The sequence below is a fragment of the Clostridium sp. UBA4395 genome, from assembly GCF_002390995.1.
GTDB classification, from domain to species: Bacteria; Bacillota; Clostridia; order Clostridiales; family Clostridiaceae; genus Clostridium_J; species Clostridium_J sulfidigenes.
Genome location: NZ_DGRF01000044.1, coordinates 68,004 through 91,887 on the forward strand (window position 1 = coordinate 68,004; position 23,884 = coordinate 91,887).

Consider the following 23,884-nt stretch of genomic DNA (forward strand, 5'->3'; position numbering starts at 1 on the left):
TATTTTTAAAGTTAAAGAAATCCGTTATAGCTAGCATCTGATGGCATTCTTAAATCTCCTCTTGGAGAAAGGCTTATAGAGCCAACCTTAGGACCATCAGGTAGAGCTGAACGCTTAAATTGTTGAGTGAAGAATCGAGTCATAAATTTATTAAGCCATTTACTAATTACTTCGTCATCATATATCCCCTTAAATGCAGCCTTAGCTAAGAATTCTATACGTTCCTTAGAAGCACCATGCTTCATGAAATGGTATAGGAAGAAATCGTGAAGTTCATAAGGCCCTACAATATCTTCAGTCTTTTGAGTAATGTTTCCATCTTTGTCCTTAGGAAGTAGCTCTGGACTTACAGGGGTATCCAAAATATCAATAAGGATTTTACTTATCTCAGGAGTGCTTTCATGGTCAGCCACATAATCTACTAGGTATCTCACAAGGGTTTTTGGAATAGAACAGTTTACAGAATACATGGACATATGATCTCCATTATAAGTACACCATCCAAGAGCTAACTCAGATAAATCCCCTGTCCCAATTAACAGTCCACCTTCTTTATTAGCAAGGTCCATAAGAATTTGTGTTCTTTCTCTTGCTTGAACATTTTCGTAGGTTACATCATGTTGCTCTACAGGATGACCAATATCTTTAAAATGTTGGAGGCAAGCAGGTACAATATTTATTTCTCTTAAGTCTGTACCTAGATACTTGCAAAGATCTAAGGCATTATTATATGTTCTATCTGTAGTACCAAAACCAGGCATAGTAATGGTTACAATATTTTCTCTAGGCATTTTCAACATATCAAAGGTTTTTACTACCACTAGAAGAGCTAGAGTAGAATCAAGACCGCCAGAAATTCCTATAACTGCCTTCTTTAAGCCAGTATGCTCAAATCTTTTAGCAAGAGCTGAAGTTTGAATATTAAATATCTCTTTAGATCGTTTATCTCTTTCAAGAGGATTACTAGGTACAAAAGGAAGTTTATCTATATATTTATCAAAATTATTAATAGCTATATTATTAAAATCAAAGTATATAGTTTCCATATTAAAAGGAATTAACACTTTATTATCTCTAAAGCTTATATTTTTTAATCTTTCAGCCTTTAATTTATCTACATCAATAATTGCTGTAATAATTTCATTTTCGCGATTAAATCTTTCATTTTCAGATAAGATTCCACCATTTTCACTGATTAAAAGATGGCCACTAAATAATACATCAGTAGTAGATTCAAAGACTCCACTAGAAGAATAGATATAGGAACTCATACATCTAGCACTTTGATTTTTAATTAAGGCTCTTCTATAGTCAGCCTTGCTAACTAACTCATTAGATGAAGATAAATTACATAGTACATTACAACCAGCTAAAGATAAGAAGCTACTTGGTGGAATAGTAACCCAAAGGTCTTCACAAATTTCAACTCCAATACTAATATCACCACTTCTAAATATTAGGTTAGTTCCAAAATATATATTGTCTTGGAAAGGAAGTTTAACTATTCTAGAAGTTATATTAAGACCACTGCTAAACCAACGTTTTTCATAGAATTCAGAAGCATTTGGTAAGTAACTTTTTGGAACAATACCTAAAACTTTACCATTAAAGATAAGATAAGCTGCATTATAAAGCACATCATCATATTCAAATGGAGCACCTACAGCAAATAAGATATCTCTTCCTTCAGAAAATACACAAAGATTTTCAATAGCTACTTCTGCTTTTTTTAGTAGTTTTTGTTGAAAGAATAAATCAGCACAACTATAGGAGGTTATAGATAATTCAGGAAAAACTAAAATTTTAACTTGTTCTTCTATGGCTTTTTCAACACATTTTTTTATTTCATTTAAGTTAAAGTCAACATCTGCTACCTTAGTAATAGGACAAGCAGAACCAACCTTTATAAAGTTCATTAAACATCGCACCTTTCATATTAAAGATATTTCTTATATACGAGTTCTTTTTTTAGTTTTAGTTTTTTTAGGTTTATTACTCTTAATATTTTTTTTATTATGTAATTGTTCTTTCTCCACTATTGTAGTTTTTGTGGTTTCATTATGTTTTTTTATGCCTTTATTTTTAAGTTTAATAGTAGTTTTTTTAGCCACAGAATATCCGAATTTTCCAATAGGCTTAGGAGCTAAACTAAAGTATTCACCATGAGAGTATGAAAGTAGGTCTCCTTTATCAAAGTGAATTTTCCCTTTTTCATCGATAAGTGTATTTTCCACATGACAGTTAACTATTTCAGCTAAAAATAAATCATGGGTACCTAGGGGAGTTATAGATTTTACTACACACTCAAAGGCAACGGGACATTGATTAATAATACCACAGGAAATATCCTTAGCTTCACTGAGAGACAAGTTCATATCCTTAAACTTGTCATTGGTTCTTCCACTTTTAACTCCACAGTAATCCACAGCTTTAACTAGATTACTAGAAGCTAGATTTACTACAAAGGAACCACTTTCTTTTATATATTCATAGGATAATCTTTCAGGACGAATAGCAACTGTAATCATAGGTGGCTTAGTACAAGCTGTACCTATCCAACCTACAGTAAAAACATTATCCTTTCCTTCAGAATTTCTACTAGTTATCATTACTGCTGGAACAGGATTTAGCATAATACTACCCTTAAAAGTAGTTTTAGCCATAATATCACATCACTTTCTAATTTTAACATAAACCTAATATAAATAAACTTAATTATTTTTCTCTTATATGTATTATATAGCAAGTTGAGTATATTTATCAAAAATAATAGCCATCTAAGCTATAGATATTTATTATAGTACAATAATTTAAATTAATCTTTAATTTTGATTACCCGTTTTAGTAGGTGTAAGAAATTTTGGGGAAATTTTAAGTAGAAACAGTATGTTTTTATTCATAACTCTAGATTATAATATAGTTATAGGGAAATTCTTAACTTATATTAAGGAGCATTTTGCTTCAATCAGTTAGGTTAAAATAGCAACACATATTGACCTATAAAAAAACTTGATATATAATCAACTTGAACATAGTTCAAATGAGGAGTAGATATAATGAATAAGTTCTCAGAAAACCCAAGAGAGGTTATACTTGAAGGAGCAAAAGAAATTGCTTTAGAGCAAGGAATTTCAGCAATAAATATAAGGGCTGTAGCCAGTAGATGTAAAATTTCAGTAGGTACAGTTTATAATTCATTTTCCACAAAAAGTGAATTAGTGGTGGCAGTGGTTGAAGATTTTTGGAGAGAAGCATTTAATGATTTTCATAAGTGTTTAAAAGGAGAAAAAAATATTTTTGAAAAGATAGAGCTATTATATAATAATCTTTTTGTTTACTTAGGTAAATTTCAAGAAAATTGGATTGAGCAGTTATCTTTATTAAGTAGTAGCGAAAAATCTCTAGGAAGAAAAAGAGAACATGAGTTTTTCGAAAAGGTTTGTAAAAGTATAGTTATTATTTTAGATTCACAGGACATTATTAGTGATGAAACTTGGACTGATAATTTAACTAAGGAGAAGATGGCTAAATTTATTTTTAGTAACATGTTAGCTATGCTTAAAGCTAGAGAAGAGGATATAACTTTTTTTATGGATGCTCTAAAGAGAATTATTTATTTAAAATAAAGTTAAACAATAATGCTGTACTAACGTATGGCATTTTATATACCTTTGAAATGAACAATGTTCAAATAAAATGTGAGGTGATATATTATGCAAGGAATTATGGAAACACTTTTTGATATTTTTTATCTTTCTACAGTTATAATAATGGGAATTATTATGATTAAAAAAAGTGGACAAAATAAACAATATAGATTATTTGGAATTATGGCAGTGATTTTAGGATGTGGAGATGCATTTCATCTAGTTCCAAGGGCTTATGGATTACTTACCACTGGTTTAGAAGCTAATGCTGCGGCTTTAGGAGTAGGAAAACTAATTACATCTATTACAATGACTATATTTTATGTAGTTCTATATCATATATGGAGAATTCGTTATGATATCAAAGATAAAAAAGGCTTAACTAATATTATTTATGGATTAGCTATTGTTAGGATTATATTATGTGCATTCCAACAAAACCAATGGTTATCATATAATGCTCCAGTTTCCTGGGGAATATATCGTAACATTCCTTTTGCGCTAATAGGACTTATAATCATATGGATTTTCCATAATAAAATTAAAGAAAACAATGATAAAGGCTTTAAATGTATGCCTATTGCAATAATTTTATCCTTTGGATTCTATATTCCTGTTGTACTATGGTCAAATACTTTACCGAGCATAGGAATTCTTATGATACCTAAGACTTTAGCCTATGTATGGATTGTATTTATGGGATATAAAGATATGAAAAACTCTTAAACCCGCATGGCGTAAGCAACTAGTTAACTATTTTAATATTTATATAGTTCTCTAGGTAAATATTTAAATAGTATCCTAGGTAAAATTTTAAATAGTTATATAAGATAAATTTTAAAAATTTTAATATTTATTATATTAAATATTTTTAAATTATAAATCCTTAAGCTGTTTGAAATAAATTATCCCTTTGAAGGACCTACTTAAAAATAAAAATTTTAAGTAGGTCTTTGCTATGGAACTATGTAGTATAATATGTAAAAATAGTATAAAATATAGTTATTGAAATAGGTATAATAAGGAGTGATTAGGTTTATGGAATTAAGTTCAATTGATGTAGATAAAATTATAGAAGATCACTATAAGTTTTTTGAATCAAAGAAAAGTCGTGATATAGATTTTCGTATTAATCAATTAAGAAGTTTAAAGTCTGCTATAAAAAAGTATGAATATAAAATATATGAGGCATTATATAAAGATTTAGGAAAGTGTGAGTTTGAATCTTATACTACAGAGGTAGGCTTTGTATTAAGTAGTATTAGTCACACTATAAAGAATTTAAAGAAGTGGGCAAAGAAAGAAAAGGTAAAAACGCCTTTGTACTTATTTCCTGCAAAAAGTTTTATAATTTCAGAGCCCTATGGAATGGTTCTAATTATAGGACCTTATAATTATCCATTTCAACTTTTGATAGAACCTTTGGTGGGAGCAATTGCTGCTGGAAATTGTGTAGTATTAAAACCATCTGAAAATGTGCCCAATTTATCAAGAGTAATTACAGAAATGATTACTGAAACCTTCCCTAAGGAATATATACGCTCAGTGGAAGGTGGAATAGAAACTAACACTTCATTGATTAATGGTACCTTTGATTATATCTTCTTTACAGGGAGTGCTCAAGTTGGGAAAATAATAATGGAAGCTGCTGCAAGAAACCTAGTTCCTGTTACTTTAGAATTAGGGGGGAAAAGTCCTGTAATTGTAGATGAAAGTGCAGATATTAGAGTGGCAGCTAAGCGTATAATTTGGGGCAAGACTATAAATGTAGGTCAAACCTGTGTAGCACCGGATTATGTAGTAGTAAATAACAAGGTGAAAGATGAATTAATTAAGGAATTAAAATTGCAAATTCAAAGCTTCTATGGTAAGGATGCTATGGAAAGTAAAGACTACGGAAGAATTGTTAATGATAGACACTTCATAAGGCTTAAAAACATATTAGATAAAGAGGCAGATAAAATAATATATGGTGGAAAAGTAAATAGAGAAAAAAGATATATTGAACCTACACTTATAGATGCTTCATGGGAAGGTGCAGCTATGTTAGAAGAGATTTTTGGACCTATTCTTCCAATTATAAGCTTTAGTAATTTAGATGAGGTAATAGGGAAAATTAAGAAACTATCAAAGCCATTAGCTCTGTATTTATTTACTGAAAACTATGAAGTAGAGAAAAAGGTTTTGGAAGAAATTTCTTCAGGTGGAGCTTGTATAAATGACACAATAACTCATTTAGCTAATCCGGAGTTGCCTTTTGGAGGAGTTGGAAATTCGGGTATAGGAGCTTATCATGGCAAAGAAAGCTTTAAGACATTTTCTCATAGAAGAAGCGTTGTAAGAAAAACTACTAAAATAAATATTCCAATAGTTTTTCCACCTTTTAATAATAAAAATCTAAGTAATGTAAAAAAACTTATGAAATAAGAAGTGGTCTAATTACCTTGGCTGGGGCTTGGATGCGATAACACTTAATTTAAACACATAAAACCTTAAAAAAAGTAGAAACTATTTAAGGAAAGGATGTGTTTATTATGAAGAGGAAATCAGGTTCTAACAATCCAGCTCAGAAGGGAAAAAGAAGACAAAAGCTTCATGAGAATCAAAACAATGTTGGAGATCCTCAAAATAAGCCTGAATTTAAAGATTTCAACGGAAATGAAATAAAATAGTTAAATTGTGTTTTAAGAAGCTGTCTCAGAAGTAGTTTATTTTGAGACAGCTTATTTTATTGCATTTATATATTCTCGGGGTGATTTGTGAAAGAGCTTTTTAAAGCTACGTAGAAAACTAGAGTAATCCTTAAATCCACAGAGGGAACTAACCTTAGTTACTGGCTCACCAGATTTTATAAGTTCTTGAGCCATAAATAATCTCTTCTGAATTATATAGTTATGAAGAGTATACCCAGTTTCATTTTTGAATTTATGCATTAAATAATATTTACTTATAAAGAATTCCTTACATATAAGTTCAATGGATAGATCTTGTGATAGGTTATTGTTTATATATTTTAAAATTTCTTCAATTTGTTTATCGTATTTTAAAGAATCCTTAGTAGTAATATAAGTTTTATCAAGATAAAGTCTGTTAAGATATATAATTAGTTGAATAAAGAGAGAGTTGCCTAAAAGTTTACTTCCAAAATCTTGAGAGTTAAATGATCCTTCTAAGGAAGATATGATATTTTTAAGGTTATTTTGAAATTTATCTTCAAGTCTTATTAAATTAAAACTCTTCTCTTTTGCTAGTTTAAAGCAAGTTGATAAATCGCAACCTTCATAATTATGATTTTCAATAAAACCTGAATTAGCCCAAATAATTATACGTTCATAGGTCTCATTAGAATCGATAATAGGCTTGTGCACATCATGATTGTTTACAAGTAGAATATCCCAAGGCTTTAAATAATAAGCCTTCCCTTCAATTAAATAAGTAACTTTTCCAGATAAAAAGATTATTATTTTATTAAAGTCATGATAATGAAACTCGAATTCTTGATTTTTTTTGTCCTTTATATGAAAAAGCTGAAAGTCTTTATTAAGATATCCAGATTTGTTACTTGAATATGTGTTATCCATAAAGATACCTCCAAAACTAAATATACTTCATTTATCATATTATTAAAAAGCAGTTTTTGCAATGTTTTAAACAGTATATTCAATATTTATTGTATATAGTATTGAATATAATAAGATTATAACATATATGAAAATTAAATTACTAATTATATTATTTTATTTAAGGAGGAGGAAAAATGAAGATTTTAAAGAATTATAAGTCCTCGATGTTTTTAATAATTTCAGTTATTATAGGTGGAGTTATAGGGTTGATCATGGGAGAAAGGGCAAGTATTTTTGCACCACTGGGAACAATATTTCTAAATTTAATATTTACAATACTGATACCATTAGTATTCTTTAGTATTTCATCGGCTATAGCCAATATGGATAGCTCAAAAAAATTAGGAAAGATACTTGCAATTACCATAGTAGTATTTGCATGTACGGCTATTATATCAGGAGTAATAGGGGTAACTAGTTTCAAAATTTTTAATCCTGCACAGGGACTAAATTCATCTATGTTTACAGAGTTAATGAATAGTGCTCAAGTTGTACCTAGGGAGCAAGTAGGATTTTTAGAAAAAATAGTTTCTAGTATTACTGTAGGTGATTTTTCACAGTTGTTATCTAGAAGTAACCTATTGGCACTTATTATATTTTCTATGCTTATAGGTTTTGGAGCTATGTTAGCAAAAGAAGAAGGAAAGGAGTTTTCTAATTTTTTAAGTAGTGGGGCTATAGTAGTAAATAAGGTGATAAATATAATAATGTATTATGCTCCAATAGGATTAGCAGCATATTTTGCCAACGTAGTTGGTCAATTAGGAAGTCAAATATTAAGTGGATATGCAAAGGTGTTTGTACTATATTTGATAGTATCTATAGTATATTTTATTATATTCTTTACTTTCTATGCCTATATAGCAGGGGGGAAAGAAGGCATAAAAGCTTTCTGGAGAAATTCCACAGGACCATCAGTGACAGCATTAGCTACATGTTCTAGTGCAGCCTGTATTCCAGTAAATATCCAGGCAGCTAAAAATATGGGAGTATCTAGTTCCTTAGCTAATATAGTTATGCCTTTAGGTGTAAATATCCATAAGGATGGTTCAGTGATAGGTGGAATATATAAGATAATGTTTTTATTTGCGATATTCGGAAGAGACATTAATAGCTTGGGAACTTTAACTATTATTTTCATGGTGGGATTACTAGTAGGAGCTGTTGTTGGTGCTATACCAGTAGGTGGTTCCATTGGCGAGATGCTAATATTAAGTATATTTGGATTTCCTCCAGAGGCTTTAGCAATAATGTTAGTTATTGCAACTATAATTGATGCACCAGCAACCTTATTAAATTCTGCAGGTAACACGGTTTGTACCATGGTAATATCTAAATTTACAGAAAAGAAAAGGGTGTAAAATAAAATTTATAATAAAAGTACAGATATAAATTTTGCATATAGAAATAAGGCTATCTCAACTGACTGAAATAGCCTTATTTTTATTCAATCTTATTGATAATATTTTATTAATTAGATTATTTAATTACATATTTTACTGATTAGTTGATAAAAAATATTTATAAATTCGAAAAAATAGTTAATTTATAGAATAATATAAGATTAAATGTTTTATTACAATAATTTAAATAATATACATATAATGTTATAATTATTATAAAATATTGTAAGGGGGGCAGTTAATTGGGAAAGAAAAAAAATAAACTTTTAAGCCTAATTAGTGCATTATTATTCTTAGTAACTTATATTGTGATGCCAAGTATAAATGTTTATGCAGTAGAAAGAACTATTAATAATAATGAAGATACAACAATACTCCTTTCAGAAGGTTTTACAGGAGCTAGAAAGAATGTAAAACCAGAAGGAGAAGGATGGACAATTACAAGAAATGGGGAAAAAGCTACTGTATTAGACGGATATGACACAAATGGGAATTATGGTAAAACAAAACCTTCACTAGGATTTGGACGATTGAGTGGAAGTAGTACTGAAACTTTAGAAACACCAGTATTCAATTTATCTTCAACAGGAACTTTGAGTTTTTGGTATAAGGGACAAGTTGGGAATGGTCCTATAACTTCAACTTTAAAATTAGAAGTTAAAGTTAATGATGTGTGGCAAGAGATAAAAGGACCAGATATTACAGTTACGAGTGAAAGTACCTTTTCAGTTTCTTTAGAAAAGGGAGTTACAGCTATAAGATTTACTTTCAATAAAGGATCAGGTAACTTAGCTATAGATGATATAGAAATTTCTTGTATTGGAGGAGGAACTACAGATCCAGGGGAACCACCAATAGATCCACCAACTTCAGAGGTCATAACTATATCATCAGCTAGAGATTTAACTAATGGGGTTGAAGCTGTAGTTAGGGGAATAGTTTCCTTTAATGATAGAAATAAAACCCTTCACATTCAAGATGCTACAGGTGCAATTGCAATATCAAATAACTCTACTAAGATAGATTTAAGTGCTGCAGTTAATGGAGCCTTAGTTGAAGTTAAAGGTACCAGAGATACATTTAAAGGATTAGCTCAACTTCAAGCTAGTGATATTAAGGTTATATCTAATAGTGGTATGCCAACTGCAGGAATTTATACTATAAAAGAGTTATTAACAGGAAAACATGACTCAAAATATGTGGAAATAACTAATGCAGTTATAGATGTTACAGCTAAGACCTTAACTCAAGGAGAAGATAAGTTAGACATATACTATGTACCTTCTGATATAAATGTAGTTACTGGTGACTTAGTTAACGTTAAAGGAACTATGGGGAAATACAACACAACTGTACAAATATATGGTTCATCTTGTACCTTTACAAAGGTAGAAGCTCCTGATACTGAAGGGCCTATAATAAAACATGAACCAATTCTTAAAGCATCAATAGAGGAAGATCTCAAAATAACAGCTTCTATTGAAGATAATAAAGAAGTTAAAAGTGCAATGTTAAACTATAGAATTAAGGGAGAAGAAGTCTTTAAGGCTATAAATATGATTAAAGATGAACAAGGAAATTACATGGCATTAATATCTAAAGAAGAACTGAATTTGAAGGGTATAGAATATTATCTTATGGCTGAGGATGGAATTAATACTACAAGAATTCCGCAAGAGGGGATATTTAATGTAGAAGTAACTAATGAAGATATAGTTGGACCCCAAATATATGATTTAGTGCCAGACAGTGGTGTAGGTATTGGAGATGTAGCAAGACCTGAAATAAAGGCTTCAATAAAAGATAGGACAGGAGTAGATAAAAATTCTATTAAAATGTTCTTTGATGGTGAAGATGTAACTTCAAAAGCTACAATAACTTCAACATCTATTCTATACAAACCTACTACTGATTTAGACGATGGAAGTCACAGAGTAAAGATTGAAGCTAAAGATATCTTGGGAAATTATTCAAGTAAAGAATGGACTTTCAAAAAAGGTAAGTTAAGTCACTACTTCGGACAACTTCATTCACATACTAATATTTCAGATGGAACAGGTTCTTTAGATGAAGCTTATTCTTGGGCTAAGAATCATGGAGCTGACTATTATGCAGTAACAGATCACTCAAACTGGTTTGATAATGATACAGCAGCTTCTTTAGCAGACGGTTCAGCTAGCAAAGCTTGGACAAATGCTCAGGTTACAGCGGATAAATATAATAAAGAAGATGATTTTACAGCTATATATGGATATGAAATGACTTGGTCAGGTTCTACTGGAGGGTGGGGTCATATAAACACCTTTAATACACCAGGATTTGAAACCAGATCAAATAAGGCCATGGATTTACAAAACTATTACAATACATTGCAAACACAACCACAGTCAATTTCTCAATTAAATCATCCAGGTAAGACTTTTGGGGATTTTGCAGACTTTGGTTATTATAGTGAGGCTACAGACAAGGTTGTAAACTTAGTGGAAGTTGGTAATGGCGAGGGGCCAATAAGAGGTTCAGGTTATTTTCCAAGTTATGAATATTATACAAGAGCGCTTGATAAAGGATGGCATGTTGCACCAACTAATAACCAAGATAATCATAAGGGCAAGTGGTTTACAGCTAATAATGCAAGAACAGTAATTATAGCCACAGATAACTCTAGAGGAGATATATATGATTCTATAAGAAATTTAAATGTATATGCTTCAGAAGATGAGAATATGATTGTTGATTACACAATAAATGATAGTCTAATGGGAAGTTCCTTAGGTGAAGTAGATAAACTAAATTTTAAAGTTAATATAACTGATGATGATACTATAAAAAAAGTATCAGTTATTTCTAATGGTGGAGTTGAGGTTGTATCTAAAGAATTTAATTCTAAAAATGTAGATTGGCAGTTTGAATTGTCTCCAGAATATACCTACTACTATTTAAAGATAGTGCAGGGTGATAAGGATATAGCTGTTACAGCACCAGTATGGGTTGGTGATAGTAGTAACTTTGGTTTAACTGCAGTAACTGTAGACAATGAAATAACTTTACCTAATGAAAAGGTTCAAGTTTCTGTAGGAGTTTACAATAATGAAGCTAAGGCTTTAAAAGATGCTAAAGTGGAGTTCTTTGTAAATGAAATTAAAACAGAAAATAAAGTAGATGAAAAAGTTATTCCTTTAGTGGAAGGAACTAAAACCGAGAATGTTCAAATAGATTGGATACCTACTAAACAAGGTGAATATATAATTTATGCTAAAGCCACAATAAATCATGAAGGCAGTGAAAAAGTATTTACTAATAGTGTAAAAGTCAAAGTTAGAAATCCAGAAAACACTTATAGAGTTGTAATAGATGGTGCTCACGTAAATCAATATGTAAGTGGAAATTATGCAGGAAAATATACTTCTCTTAAAAATTTATTACAACAGAAAAATACAATACTTTCTTTAAATAAAGAGACAATAACTGCAGATACTCTCAAGGGAGTAGATTTATTTATTCTTACAAATCCACAGAGTATTGATAAGTCAGAATATAACTTAACTAAGAGTAAGTTAGAGACAAGTGAGATAAAGGCTATTGCTGATTATGTAAAGGCTGGAGGAAATATAATAGTAACTACTATTGCTGACTATAAGGATGGTGAAGGTGAATATAGCAATGATAGGCAGCTTAATCCATTACTTGAAGCTATAGGAACAGAACTTAGAATAAATGATGACCAAGTTATTGATAATACTACTAATGGTGGTCAACCTTATAGGTTATACTTTAATAAATACAGTTCACCATTATATAATTTAGTATCCGGTATCGAAGATGGAAAAGAGCAATATAGCTTCTATAGTGGAGCTTCAGTTGTCCTTGCAGATGGAGCAAAGGGCGAGAAGGTAGATTTCTTAGTAAAGGGTTATGAAACTACAACTACTAGCGATGCGGATAATGCTAAAGATAACGTACCAGTAGAACAAGGAAAGGTATCAGTTATTGGAGCAGAAGAGCTAAGTAATGGTGGTAAGGTAGTAGTAGCTGGTAATACATTTTTCTCAGACTTTGAAACAGATGGGCAAAATGCAATATCTTACTCAAATATTAAAATAGTAAAAAATATTATGGGTTGGATGATGCCAGAGAAGGTAGCTGAAAAAGTAAATATCAAAGATGTTAGAATAGATGCAAATAAGGATAATGTACCTGATTTATTAGGAGAAGAGTTTGCTATAGAAGGTATAGTAACTTCTCAGTCAGAGGCAGTAACTCCTAAAAATTCCTTCTTTGAAGTAGTGTATATAGAAGATGAAACAGGAGGTATCTGTATATTTGGTGTATCTAAAACTCCATTAAGGGTTGGACAAAAAATTAGAGTTACAGGTACAGTAGATGCATATCAGGGTGAATTTGAAATTCAAGTTAAGGATGAAGATGCTCAAATTCAAATTATTGATGAAAACCCGGTTGATATATCTCCAGTAAAGCTTTCTACAGGAAATAGTATGATAGCTGAGAATGGTGGTAAGCTTATTCAGGTGCAAGGTAAGGTAGTTAGAATGGATAAATCTAATTTATATATTAACGATGGCACTGGAGAGTCAAGGATATATGTAGAAGGATATATATGGGATGGAAAAGATGAGAGTACAAAGGGAATATGGGATAAAAATATTAAAGTTGGAGATACAGTATCAGCTATTGGACTTGGTTCAATGGATCCTGAAGGAGCAAGACTTAGAGTTAGAAATACTGGAGAAATAATATTAATTCCAAGTGAAGAAACCAATGAAAAACCAGTGATTAATGGAGCTGAAAATATAACAATAAAGGTTGGAGATAGCTTTGATCCTAAATCAGGGGTAATTGCTACTGATAAAGAGGATGGAGATATAACTTCAAAAATAGTAATTACAGGTTCAGTAGATACAAGTAAGGCTGGAGAGTATGTTTTAACCTATAGCATAACTGATAGCTCTGGAAATAATACTACTATGACAAGAAAGGTAACTGTAATAGATAAAGAAACACCAGGTAAAGATGATAACGAAAAACCAGAAAATCCAAGTAAGCCTAATAAACCAAACAAACCAAGTAATTCAGGAAACAATAATTCAAACTTACCTCAAACGGGAGGAGATAGTTCTTCAATAGTACTAATAGTTATAGCTGTTTTAGTAATTGGAGGAGGAGTAACTCTATTATTTAAGAGAAAAAACAAAGGAGAGAGTACAGAGCAGAGTAAAAAATAAAAATAGACATTGAATTTAGGGGCTGACTCAAAGTAAGTTTGAAACAGCCCCTTACAATAAAATAGGTGAGAGGAGGGTTATTAATGAATATAAATAAATACAAGAAGGATATTATAACAATAACAGTAACCGTTATATTAGGAATATTAATTGTTTTTTCATCTAAACTAATATTTACTAATGGATTTTTGTTGGACAAGCTAAGTGCTGGCGTAGAATATTATGAAGCAGAAATAGTAAATGTTATTAAAGAAAATTTGCAAGATGATAAGTATATAGAGGAAATAGAACTAGGATATCAACAAGTATCAGTAAAAATATTAAATGGCCCTTATGTGGAAAATCAATATGAAATAACTAATAATGTAAGTAGACTATATAATACTGTAGTAAAAAAAGGTGACAAGGTAATAGTTGCCATGTACTTTATAGACAATAAGCTTAATGATGTGGCTATATCTAGCTTTAAGAGAAGCACTTCTTTATCTATTATGGTTATTTTATTTTTACTAGTAATAGTATTGGTTGGAGGATTTAAAGGCTTAAAATCTATAGTAGCATTACTATTTACAATGATTTGCGTAATATTTTTGATGGTACCATTAATGCTAAGAGGTGTAAGTCCTATAATATCAGCTATAATAATAGCTATAATAAGTACATCAATTACCTTAGTGCTAGTATCAGGAACAAATAAGAAAACATTGTCAGCTATCTTAGGAACTTTAATAGGAGTTTTAATAGCAGGAATACTTGCCTACATATTTGGTGAAACCACAAACCTCTCAGGAATAAACATGTCAGATGTAGAAAGTATAATGTATATAGCAGAAACGACTAATCTAAAAATAAAGGGTATATTTTTTGCAGGGATTCTTGTGTCTGCATTGGGAGCAGTTATGGATGTAGCTATGTCAATATCCTCATCTATATTTGAAATAAGTTCCATAGATAAAACTATGAGTATAAAAGCACTATTTAAAAGTGGTATGAATATTGGTAAAGATATAATAGGAACTATGGCTAATACTTTAATTTTAGCATTTGCAGGAGGAGCTATAAACATACTTATTTTATTATACTCTTCCAGTATGACAGCTAATAGGTTACTGAATTTAGATATCCTTGGCACCGAACTGATTCAAGGGTTATCGGGAACTATAGGAATAATTCTAACTGTACCAGCAACAGCAATTATGGCAGCATATCTATGTAAGGCATCTTCATAAAATAAGTAAGTCAGAATACTCGTCTATTTTGTGTTATACTGCGTCAACAGAACCCTTAGATAGTGCTACTATCTGCGGAACCTGTTTCCTTGTCTAACTCAAAATATACTTCCCATCTTTGACTTATTATTTATTTTCAGGTGCCTAAGAAAAAAATTAAAATTATAAAGAAATAGAATTTGAATCAAACTGTTTCAGCCTTGTAATTAAAGAGTAATAAAATTAACTCAGATAGTTAAGGATGATGATGAAAAATAAAATAGCTATATAGGCACAGGAGTAATTCCTATATAAAGGTATCATACTAAGTAGTATTAGTATAAAAAATAGTAGATGTTTAAAGGAGAGAACTTTTATGCCTTATATAAACTTTAAAGAAGAAGTGTTTAAGGGAAAGGAAGAGCTATATAAAAGAATAGAAAATAATAAGAAACTATTTAGTGAAATAAAAAATAATAAGAACAAAATTAGTATCCAACCAGATGAAGAGTATAGTTTCAGAAGCATTAAAGAAAGAACTATAAATAATTCTTCAACTGAAAATGAGGGGTATTTTTTAGAGATTACTGATAAAAATATTGTATGTACTGAGTTTATAGAGTGTAAATTTTATAATATAAAGTTTAAAAATTGCACATTTATTGCATGCGGGTTCATAGAGTGTGATTTTGGGGGTGGAGGAGTAGTTTTCGAAAATTGCACTATGGTTTTAAAAGAAATTAATAATGTACCGTCTTTAAATAAGGAGGATAACTTATCTTGCACCTTTGAAAGGTGTAAGTTATATTGTAAGTTTTTAAGTTCTAATATAACATATTTAATTTTTGATGAATGTGAACTTAAACATACATCTTTTGAACTTACAGATATGTCTAATGCTATAATTATAAATTCTTATATGAAAAGAATTAATTTAGTTGATGTGGATTTATCAGGAGGAAAAATAATATCAACTTACATTGAGGATTTAGAATTTAATGATAAGTTAAAAAGCAAACTGGATCCAAAAACTTTTTTTGACAAAATTCAGCCAAAGAAAAAAACTAAGGATGAATATGAAGGTATATATGAAGTATATGAAACCATTGCTGATAAATATAATGAAAATAATTTGAAGAATAATTTTGGAGAGTACTACTACCTTTGTAAGAATATGCAAAGAAAGAGTTTGAAAAAGCTATTACCCAAAATAATATCTTATATTTATTGGTTTACCTGTGGGTATGGAGAGCGAATATTATATCCATTAATAACCTCTTTAGTTTTAATATTAATTTTTGCAACTATGTATTTGACTTTTGGATATTCATCACAAAACCAAATAATTAGTTACTGGTGGGGTATAGGATTACCAAAAAGCTTCAATGAATTTCTAAGTCAATTGAATCAATGTATAAACATAAGTGTTGAGGTATTTACAGGACTAGGATCTGATAATGAAACGCCAATACCGGCTTCTTTTATAGTGGCAAATACTGAGATGATAGTTGGAGTAATTATGATTGGGGTAGGAATAGGTACCTTAACAAGAAAATTAGTAAGATAAATTTAAATGGCTGTTTTAAAGCAAGCTCAATATTTTATAAGTATTTATGAGTTGTTTTGAAAGTGTTATTTTTATTTAAGGTTGTTTAATAATCAGTTTTGTTAGGTTTGGATTCTGTTAAGCTGATACTATAAAACAGCTTAATATTTCATAGATTAATTCGGTCTTTGAAAATTATTTAAGTTTGTTTAATTTATTGTATGGAAAATAAACCTACGGCAAATACGATTTATGTAGACTAATCAAAGATATTAATAAAAGTGCTAGGCAGCTACAAACTAAGCGTTCTTGTTTAAATCATCAATTTTCATGCCGGTTACTTCAGCAGGAGTGAACCCATTTAGTGAACCGTGGAAGTTATCAATAATATTGTCGCATAAGTTTTTATTTCCCTAATTTCATACGAAACTTTTATTCAAAATTTTTACAGTTTCATTTCAGAAAGGCACCCTAATTTAAAATACTAAGTATTTTAAATTAGCTGTATTTTAAGCTTGTCCTTTATATCTCCCGTAGGATTAAGTGCTACAGCACTAGGATATGCCCAATTTTTGATTCCTCTATTAAATCTTTGAGGATGCCTCTCTCTTGCGGTATTATAAACTTTTCTTCTGTAAGCCATTATTTCTTCATCTTTTCCGCTATGCTTACTACTAGAGATAAAAAATTTAGATCACTATGGTAATGCTTATTATTGTACCAATCAACAAAAGTATCTACCACTCTCTAGCATCCTCAATGTTCTTAAAGACATCTTGAGGATAACCTAGTGTATACTTCAACGCGATTCTGAAAAAGGATTGGCATTGCTGACACGTGGTCTTGAATAAGATGATAAAACTCTAAGAAACTCCAACTTTGATTTAAGAGTGAATGATTTCATTGGATCACCGTGTAGTACTAAAGCTTTTTCTACAGCTTTTTCAGATATTAAAGCTCTTTCCACAAGCTTAGCGGCTAGATCGCCATTTTCTTTATTCAATACTTCCCATCCTACAATTTTCCTGCTATAAATATCTATGAACATATATAGTTTTAAAAAAATTTCTCTAGTATATGTGTTAAGCAGTGTTATATCCCATGTCCAAACTTGGTTTGGGTCGTAGGCTATATGAGTGGTTGGTAGATTTACTCTTTCAGGTGCTTTCGCACTTCCTCTATGGTTCTGCATATTTTCTTTTCTAAGAATTCTATAAAATGTAGATTCTGATGCTATATAAATTCCTCTGTCTGCTAGGACTGGAACTATCTGTTATGGTGACAAATCTACAAACTCCGATTTAGTAACTATATTTAAGACACTTTGGTACTCTCCCTTACTAAGTTTATTTTTAGGTTCAGGACGTATTGCATCCTTCATTTTATCATCAGATATTTCATTGCCTTTGCAACATTTTTCATAGATTCTCTTACTGATATCAATAGCTTCACATGAGTGGATTAATCTAGCACTATTTTGAATCGCTTCACTAATTAAACTTAATATTAATCTGCAGTCTTTAAGATTTATTAATCTTCCTCTTCTTCTCAGAAAATCACATTTGACTTTTTTCTCATTACCAATAATGCAGTTGTTTTAGCTAATGCCATGTCTTTTATTCTAATCTCTTTAGAGAGTTCTTTTGACCTCTTTTTTTCTTATCTTAGCTCTTCAACGATACTAGTTGTGGATTGATGAGTTGCTTTATTTGCATTTAAACAGCTTGAACGCCACCTTTTAACAGCCTCTACGTAGCATCCATGTTCTCTACAATACCTAGCAAGTTCCATTTCTGATAAAGTGTATGTTTCCATAACTATAAGAAATTTTTCATTGGATGACATACCACTTCCAGGCCTTCCAGGCTTATTTTAAATTTGACCACTTATAGCTTTTTTCTATGTAGATAAAGTAGATTTACTTATTCTAGTTTCTGATGATAGAACAATGATACTGCATTTCTCTGGTGGTAATATTCGCTTAATTAAATTTTCTTTTTAAGGCTCTATATATTTTCTATTAGTTGTATTTTTTCTTGTCATAGTTTAATTCTCCTTAATATGTTTCTTGTACGAGAATGCCATTATTTATTATCTACGACAACTATTTTACCATCTAGGGTTATAATGAAAAACTCGAAGAGTATCTTGGTAAGTTAAAATAATATACACAGAAAATCCATACTTTCGGTAAACGTAATAGCTATTCCAAGACAGATAAAGATGCAACTTTTATGAGGATGAAAGAATATGCTATGAAAAATGGTTAATTAAAACCAGGTTACAATGGTCAGCATGGAGTAGATTCTGAATATATAGTATGGCTTACTGTTGGCGATCAGTCTACGGATAGAAAACGTTAATTTCATTTATAAAGAATATGGAGAATTTTTTGTACTTTAAATATTTTAAAATTATTGCTGATGCAGGTTATGAGAGTGAAGAAAATTATGTTTATGTTAAAGATAATGGACAGTTATCATATATTAAACAAGCAAACTATGAAATATTAAAAATAAGGAAATATAAAAATTATATAAGTAGAATAGAAGACATGGATTATACTGAATTAGATGATTATTATACTTGCAAAAATAATAGGAAATTAAAAGTAAATAAAAATAGTAAAAAGAGAAATCAAGACAGGTTATATAAGTGAAAAAACAATTTATACTTCTGGAAACTGCATAACTGTGCTTACAAGAGCAAATGCATAAAAGGACAAAACTGTAAAACACCTTTAGAGGAAAGAGTTAAGAACCTTGAAACTTTAAAGCTGTTCAACATGTTTCGCAAAGTGAATCTTGAAAGAATTGTAAGTGAAGAAAGTTGCCAGTTGAGAATGAATCGAAGTATTCCTTCACTCTTATAGAAATATAAGTAATTAAATATAAATTATATTATATTAGTATAATTTATCTATATATGAAATTTCATGTATTAATTTCAACTTTTCATGCATATTATATATACTTTTGGTAATGAGTGGTTTACAATGAAAGTAAGTTGAGTTAATAAAAATGTATATATCTTTTATTTTAAATATGATGTGTAAATATTAATTATTTCATAAAAAGTTAGTACTTGTCTAATTAGTATATACTAAAAAAGGAGGAAATTAGTAGTATGAAAATAATAAAATCTAGCAATATAAAAATAAATAGTGAGGCAAATATGAATGATTCTGGAATATCACCACTTGAAATTGGAAAGCCATGGGAGGGTGGTGGTGGTGGATATTTTTGTCCATTAATATCATGTCCTGGTAAATGGGGCTTTATAAGATCATGTTATTGTTTTTAAGCATTTCATTAAAAATGAAATTAGGATAGCATAATACAACATATAAGTCGCAGTAATTATAGAGTATATTAATTCAATATTTTATGTTCAGAATAACTAGAATAGATACTATCTTAATTTTAAAATTTAATTGTAATTTATATATTTAATAGTCAAGTACTAATTTTACATAAAAATAAGCAGAAATGAGGAGAAAAAATGGTATATAAAAAATCAAAGTTTAATATATATGTAAATATGGAAAATACTAATGAAAAATTAGTTTTCAATTCTTTTACAGGATCACTTGCTCTAATGGAAGAAGATACATTAAATATAATTGATAATATAGACACACTAGAAAGTATAGAGCATTTACCTATAGAATTAAAAGAAAATATAGATAGTGCAATGAAGAATGGGTTTATTTTACAAGAAGACCTAGATGAGATTAAGCTTTTAGAATATTTAAGAGAGAAAAGTAGGTTTAATAAAGAAACATTAAGTTTAACTATAGCAGTTACAATGAATTGTAATATGAATTGCAGCTATTGTTTTGAAGAGAAAGATAGCAGGAGAATGGAGGGAAGAGTAAAAGAACAGTTAGTAGAGTTTGTTAAAAAAACACTAGTGAAAAATAAAACTAAAATGTTTGTAGTAACATGGTTTGGTGGAGAACCATTGTTAGAAGTTGACACTATAGAAGAACTTTCAGATGAATTTATTAGTATTTGTAATGAAAATGATATAAAATACAATTCCATGATAATTACAAATGGATCATTGCTAAATAGAAATGTAGCAAGTAAACTAGTTGAAAAATGCAAAGTAACTAATGCTCAAGTAACTTTAGATGGACTTAAAAATACTAATGATATAAGAAGGCATTTAAAAAATAACAAAAGTAGTTTTGATATTATATGTAATAATATTAAAGAAATAGATGGAATTATGAATATTCAAATAAGAGTTAATGTAGATAGAAATAATATAAATGAAGCAAAAGAATTATCAGAATATTTCTACAAAAATGGTTTGAAAGTAAAGAATTTTACATTTGCTCCAGTTACATTTATTAATGAAGATTGTAGTTTCTCTAAAAGTTGTTACACTCAAGAAGAATTTTACAACTATTTACCAGGACTGGAGGAAAATCCGCTATCAAATACTGGGAGTCCATATTTACCAAGTTTTATACCATATTCATGTGCAGCATTATCAACTAATGGATTTGGAGTAGACCCAGAAGGAAACTTATATAAATGTTGGACAGACATAGGAATAGTAAATAAAAGTTCAGGTGACATTTATAATGGAGTAAAACTTAATAATTATACGTTAAAATGGCTAACAAGTGAACTAGAGGACAAATGTAAATCGTGCAATATATTACCATTATGTCAAGGTGGATGCCTTTATCATAAATTTAACAATGATGTTGATACTTTAAGGTGTATTACAAATGAGAATCTAGTAAAGCAGGCTATAAAAGAATATTATATGGATTATATAAAACAATCTGAGGTAAATGCAATTTAGTAAATCAAGATGAGGTTATACTATGAATAAAATTATTATTAATAAATTAATAAAGTCAAAACAAAAAGTGATAATTTTATTAATTATGTCATTTATAACTACTATTATTACATTTTTAAAACCGTATTTAAGTTCTAAATTTTTTGATTTAATTATAAAACCTGGTAATATAAATCTTATTATAAAATTAATATTGTTAATACTAATAGTTACAATATTTCAAATGATAATAGGATATATTTATAATATAGTTAAGATAAAATTTACCTCAATAGTAACTTTTAGTGGATTAAATTATATAATGAAACATTTAAAAAAAATTCCATTAGAAGAGTATAATAAAATTGAATCAAATTATTTAGCAGATCGATTAATTAATGATACTTCAGAAGTCGTAGAATTTATAATTGACAATATTTTTGATGTAATAAAAAATACTACCTTAATAGTAATATCTTTTTATATTATATTTAAAATAAAATATAATATAATAATAATGTTAATTCCTATAATTTTAATTTATTATCAATTATATAAATCATTTAAAACAAAAATATATAGGAGCAATTTTGAATATACTGATAAACAAAGCAAATTTCTTTCTAATGTTATATATCAAATAAAAAACATTAAAATAATTAAAGTGAATAATTGGTATGATGAGAGTGAGTATGAATTAAAAAACATTTTTAATGAATTGCTGACTACTTCAGTTAATGTATGTAAAATATCATATTTTTATAATAATATACAAAGTATATTTTCTGTTTTAGGAAATTTAATAATTATGACATATTGTGGCGTTCTAGTTAATAAAAATATATTAACTTTAGGAGAATTTTTAATGGTTAATTCCTACTTTAATATTATTTTGACAACAGTAAATTACTTTCTCTCATTTAGTGAAAGTTATCAAAAGTATCTAGTCGCTAAAAATAGAATAAATAAGTATATTAGTATAAAGGAAGAAACTAATGGCACAATTGATATTAATAATATAGAGTATATAGAAATAAGAAATATATCATTTTCTTATAATGATGAAAGAAGAATAATAAAAAACTTTAATTGTGAATTTAAAAGAGGGAAAATATACTGTATTAATGGAGAAAATGGATCTGGAAAAAGCACTTTATGTGATTTATTATTAGGATTGTATGAAAATTATTTAGGTGATATTATATTTAATTCTACAAATTTAAGAGATATTAATATTTATAGTTTTAGAAATAACATTATTTCAATTTGTAATCAAGAATTAAATATGTTTTATTATGATAAAAATAATATAAAAAATGATTATTTTAATGTAACTGGTTTAAATAGTAAAATTAATCTATCTGGAGGAGAAAAACAAAAATTACTTATCAATAGAATTTTAAATAAAGATTCTGATGTGATGATTTTGGACGAGCCATCATCTGCGTTAGATAGAAATAGTGTTGAGAAACTAAAAGAAGTTATATTGCAACTAAAAAAAGAAAAAATTATTATTTTAATAACACACGATAGCAGATTATTAAGTATTGCTGATATCATATTTGATATAAATTAAAAAACTCAAAAATATTTAAAAAATCAGGCAGAATATTTTCTTTTACGTGATGCATAGTGATAGTTCTATAATTGGGTAAGCGATGGAACAAGCACCGTCATGTAAAACAATCTCCCACTTGATATACTTTGGATAAAGTAAGCAAATGGGAGGTTTTATTTTGATTACAAAATTTCTTTCTGATGAAATGAAATTCCAATGGTCCAAGGCACAAGGAGAAGTAAGAGTAATAATAAAGCGACAGCTTGAATGACTTTTAATTGGCTTACAAATTGATCAAACGAAAGCACTTAAGGAACTGTAGATTGTCAACTACTTTTTGCTCGTTAAAGGTGAGTCAGTTTTAATTATAAATCAACAAGGAACTCTATAAATCAAAAAAGCCTTAATATCAAAGGCTTATTAAAGTACACCATTTTTTAGTTGTCAAGATTATTCGGACTTAAAATATCATTAAATTTTCTATGAAACTTATAAAAACGCTGTGGCGTTAGCATATTTATTTTATGCTAATGCCACAGCTCCTTTTCATGTTGGAATAATTACGCATTTCAATTAAATAATTTACAAGGGGTTTATCATAAGTATTTTTATATTTTACTTACTTGTAAAATTATTTAATCATTTTTCACTCTTATAGAAATATAAGTAATTAAATATAAATTATATAATATTAGTATAATTTATCTATATATGAAATTTGATGTATGAATTTTAACTTTTAATGCATATTATAGGTATATTATATATACTTTTGGTAATGAGTAATTTACAATGAAAGTAAGTTGAGTTAATAAAAATGTATATATTTTTTATTTAAAATATGATGTGTAAATATTAA

At 28.9% G+C, this 23,884-nt stretch carries 18 protein-coding genes; 12 read left to right on the forward strand and 6 right to left on the reverse strand.

From position 1 onward, the window contains the following. Window positions 1–11 precede the first annotated feature (11 nt). The gene (locus B2694_RS07340; RefSeq protein ID WP_346885181.1) at window positions 12–1,916 is read right to left on the reverse strand and encodes an NAD(+) synthase; all 1,905 of its coding nucleotides are present in this window, start codon (window positions 1,914–1,916) and stop codon (window positions 12–14) included. Window positions 1,917–1,949: 33 nt separating this feature from the next. Continuing rightward, window positions 1,950–2,663 carry a flavin reductase family protein gene (locus B2694_RS07345; RefSeq protein WP_346885182.1) on the reverse strand — a complete coding sequence of 238 codons (714 nt, stop codon included), beginning with the start codon at window positions 2,661–2,663 and terminating at the stop codon, window positions 1,950–1,952. A gap of 393 nt (window positions 2,664–3,056) precedes the next feature. Between B2694_RS07345 and B2694_RS07350 the strand changes: the two genes are divergently transcribed. From B2694_RS07350 to B2694_RS07365, 4 genes are all read left to right on the forward strand, one after another. Next, window positions 3,057–3,626 carry a TetR/AcrR family transcriptional regulator gene (locus B2694_RS07350; protein ID WP_346885183.1) on the forward strand — a complete coding sequence of 190 codons (570 nt, stop codon included), beginning with the start codon at window positions 3,057–3,059 and terminating at the stop codon, window positions 3,624–3,626. Between the two features lie 87 nt (window positions 3,627–3,713). Then, window positions 3,714–4,373 (forward strand): hypothetical protein, encoded by a 660-nt coding sequence (locus B2694_RS07355; RefSeq protein ID WP_346885184.1) that lies wholly within the window; start codon window positions 3,714–3,716, stop codon window positions 4,371–4,373. A gap of 303 nt (window positions 4,374–4,676) precedes the next feature. Further along, a complete protein-coding gene (locus B2694_RS07360; RefSeq protein WP_414632720.1) occupies window positions 4,677–6,074 on the forward strand; it encodes an aldehyde dehydrogenase in 1,398 nt (465 codons plus the stop codon). A gap of 107 nt (window positions 6,075–6,181) precedes the next feature. Further along, window positions 6,182–6,319 carry a clostri-philic family protein gene (locus B2694_RS07365; RefSeq protein ID WP_167403140.1) on the forward strand — a complete coding sequence of 46 codons (138 nt, stop codon included), beginning with the start codon at window positions 6,182–6,184 and terminating at the stop codon, window positions 6,317–6,319. A gap of 51 nt (window positions 6,320–6,370) precedes the next feature. Here B2694_RS07365 and B2694_RS07370 read toward each other — a convergent pair whose 3' ends face one another. Next, window positions 6,371–7,228: a helix-turn-helix domain-containing protein gene (locus B2694_RS07370; RefSeq protein WP_150846050.1), complete on the reverse strand. Its 858-nt coding sequence runs from the start codon at window positions 7,226–7,228 to the stop codon at window positions 6,371–6,373. Between the two features lie 176 nt (window positions 7,229–7,404). On the opposite strand from B2694_RS07370, the gene B2694_RS07375 reads away from it, so the two are divergent. The 4 genes from B2694_RS07375 to B2694_RS07390 all read left to right on the forward strand — a co-directional run bounded on the left by B2694_RS07375 (window position 7,405) and on the right by B2694_RS07390 (window position 16,688). Beyond that, the gene (locus B2694_RS07375) at window positions 7,405–8,631 is read left to right on the forward strand and encodes a dicarboxylate/amino acid:cation symporter (protein WP_346885186.1); all 1,227 of its coding nucleotides are present in this window, start codon (window positions 7,405–7,407) and stop codon (window positions 8,629–8,631) included. 284 nt (window positions 8,632–8,915) lie between these two features. Next, the gene (locus B2694_RS07380) at window positions 8,916–13,913 is read left to right on the forward strand and encodes a CehA/McbA family metallohydrolase (protein WP_346885187.1); all 4,998 of its coding nucleotides are present in this window, start codon (window positions 8,916–8,918) and stop codon (window positions 13,911–13,913) included. An 83-nt stretch (window positions 13,914–13,996) separates the two neighbouring features. Continuing rightward, a complete protein-coding gene (locus B2694_RS07385; RefSeq protein WP_346885188.1) occupies window positions 13,997–15,142 on the forward strand; it encodes a YibE/F family protein in 1,146 nt (381 codons plus the stop codon). Between the two features lie 355 nt (window positions 15,143–15,497). After that, entirely contained in the window at window positions 15,498–16,688 is a 1,191-nt protein-coding gene (locus tag B2694_RS07390; protein ID WP_346885189.1) for a pentapeptide repeat-containing protein, read from the forward strand. A gap of 472 nt (window positions 16,689–17,160) precedes the next feature. Here the strand turns inward: B2694_RS07390 and B2694_RS07395 are convergent, their stop codons facing one another. The 3 genes from B2694_RS07395 to B2694_RS07405 form a co-directional block, all read right to left on the reverse strand. Then, the gene (locus tag B2694_RS07395; RefSeq protein ID WP_346885190.1) at window positions 17,161–17,310 is read right to left on the reverse strand and encodes a hypothetical protein; all 150 of its coding nucleotides are present in this window, start codon (window positions 17,308–17,310) and stop codon (window positions 17,161–17,163) included. 156 nt (window positions 17,311–17,466) lie between these two features. After that, complete coding sequence (locus tag B2694_RS07400; protein WP_346885191.1) at window positions 17,467–17,859, reverse strand: DDE-type integrase/transposase/recombinase; 393 nt, start codon at window positions 17,857–17,859, stop codon at window positions 17,467–17,469. Between the two features lie 467 nt (window positions 17,860–18,326). Then, window positions 18,327–18,482 (reverse strand): hypothetical protein, encoded by a 156-nt coding sequence (locus B2694_RS07405; RefSeq protein WP_346885192.1) that lies wholly within the window; start codon window positions 18,480–18,482, stop codon window positions 18,327–18,329. A 577-nt stretch (window positions 18,483–19,059) separates the two neighbouring features. On the opposite strand from B2694_RS07405, the gene B2694_RS07410 reads away from it, so the two are divergent. The 4 genes from B2694_RS07410 to B2694_RS07425 all read left to right on the forward strand — a co-directional run bounded on the left by B2694_RS07410 (window position 19,060) and on the right by B2694_RS07425 (window position 23,043). Further along, entirely contained in the window at window positions 19,060–19,326 is a 267-nt protein-coding gene (locus tag B2694_RS07410) for a hypothetical protein (RefSeq protein WP_346885193.1), read from the forward strand. 467 nt (window positions 19,327–19,793) lie between these two features. Continuing rightward, window positions 19,794–19,970 (forward strand): hypothetical protein, encoded by a 177-nt coding sequence (locus B2694_RS07415; protein WP_346885194.1) that lies wholly within the window; start codon window positions 19,794–19,796, stop codon window positions 19,968–19,970. Window positions 19,971–20,168: 198 nt separating this feature from the next. After that, window positions 20,169–21,488 (forward strand): radical SAM/SPASM domain-containing protein, encoded by a 1,320-nt coding sequence (locus tag B2694_RS07420; RefSeq protein WP_346885195.1) that lies wholly within the window; start codon window positions 20,169–20,171, stop codon window positions 21,486–21,488. A 22-nt stretch (window positions 21,489–21,510) separates the two neighbouring features. Beyond that, on the forward strand, window positions 21,511–23,043 hold the full coding sequence (locus B2694_RS07425) for an ABC transporter ATP-binding protein (protein ID WP_346885196.1): 1,533 nt from the start codon (window positions 21,511–21,513) through the stop codon (window positions 23,041–23,043). Window positions 23,044–23,884 lie beyond the last annotated feature (841 nt).

Coding starts and splice junctions, on each gene's coding strand:
- B2694_RS07370 (WP_150846050.1), bottom strand. CDS start 7,228: ATGGATAACACATATTCAAGTAACAAATCTGGATATCTTAATAAAGAC.
- B2694_RS07390 (WP_346885189.1), top strand. CDS start 15,498: ATGCCTTATATAAACTTTAAAGAAGAAGTGTTTAAGGGAAAGGAAGAG.
- B2694_RS07420 (WP_346885195.1), top strand. CDS start 20,169: ATGGTATATAAAAAATCAAAGTTTAATATATATGTAAATATGGAAAAT.
- B2694_RS07395 (WP_346885190.1), bottom strand. CDS start 17,310: ATGGCTTACAGAAGAAAAGTTTATAATACCGCAAGAGAGAGGCATCCT.
- B2694_RS07375 (WP_346885186.1), top strand. CDS start 7,405: ATGAAGATTTTAAAGAATTATAAGTCCTCGATGTTTTTAATAATTTCA.
- B2694_RS07425 (WP_346885196.1), top strand. CDS start 21,511: ATGAATAAAATTATTATTAATAAATTAATAAAGTCAAAACAAAAAGTG.
- B2694_RS07385 (WP_346885188.1), top strand. CDS start 13,997: ATGAATATAAATAAATACAAGAAGGATATTATAACAATAACAGTAACC.
- B2694_RS07400 (WP_346885191.1), bottom strand. CDS start 17,859: ATGCAGAACCATAGAGGAAGTGCGAAAGCACCTGAAAGAGTAAATCTA.
- B2694_RS07345 (WP_346885182.1), bottom strand. CDS start 2,663: ATGGCTAAAACTACTTTTAAGGGTAGTATTATGCTAAATCCTGTTCCA.
- B2694_RS07405 (WP_346885192.1), bottom strand. CDS start 18,482: ATGGAAACATACACTTTATCAGAAATGGAACTTGCTAGGTATTGTAGA.
- B2694_RS07415 (WP_346885194.1), top strand. CDS start 19,794: ATGAAAATAATAAAATCTAGCAATATAAAAATAAATAGTGAGGCAAAT.
- B2694_RS07355 (WP_346885184.1), top strand. CDS start 3,714: ATGCAAGGAATTATGGAAACACTTTTTGATATTTTTTATCTTTCTACA.
- B2694_RS07340 (WP_346885181.1), bottom strand. CDS start 1,916: ATGAACTTTATAAAGGTTGGTTCTGCTTGTCCTATTACTAAGGTAGCA.
- B2694_RS07350 (WP_346885183.1), top strand. CDS start 3,057: ATGAATAAGTTCTCAGAAAACCCAAGAGAGGTTATACTTGAAGGAGCA.
- B2694_RS07365 (WP_167403140.1), top strand. CDS start 6,182: ATGAAGAGGAAATCAGGTTCTAACAATCCAGCTCAGAAGGGAAAAAGA.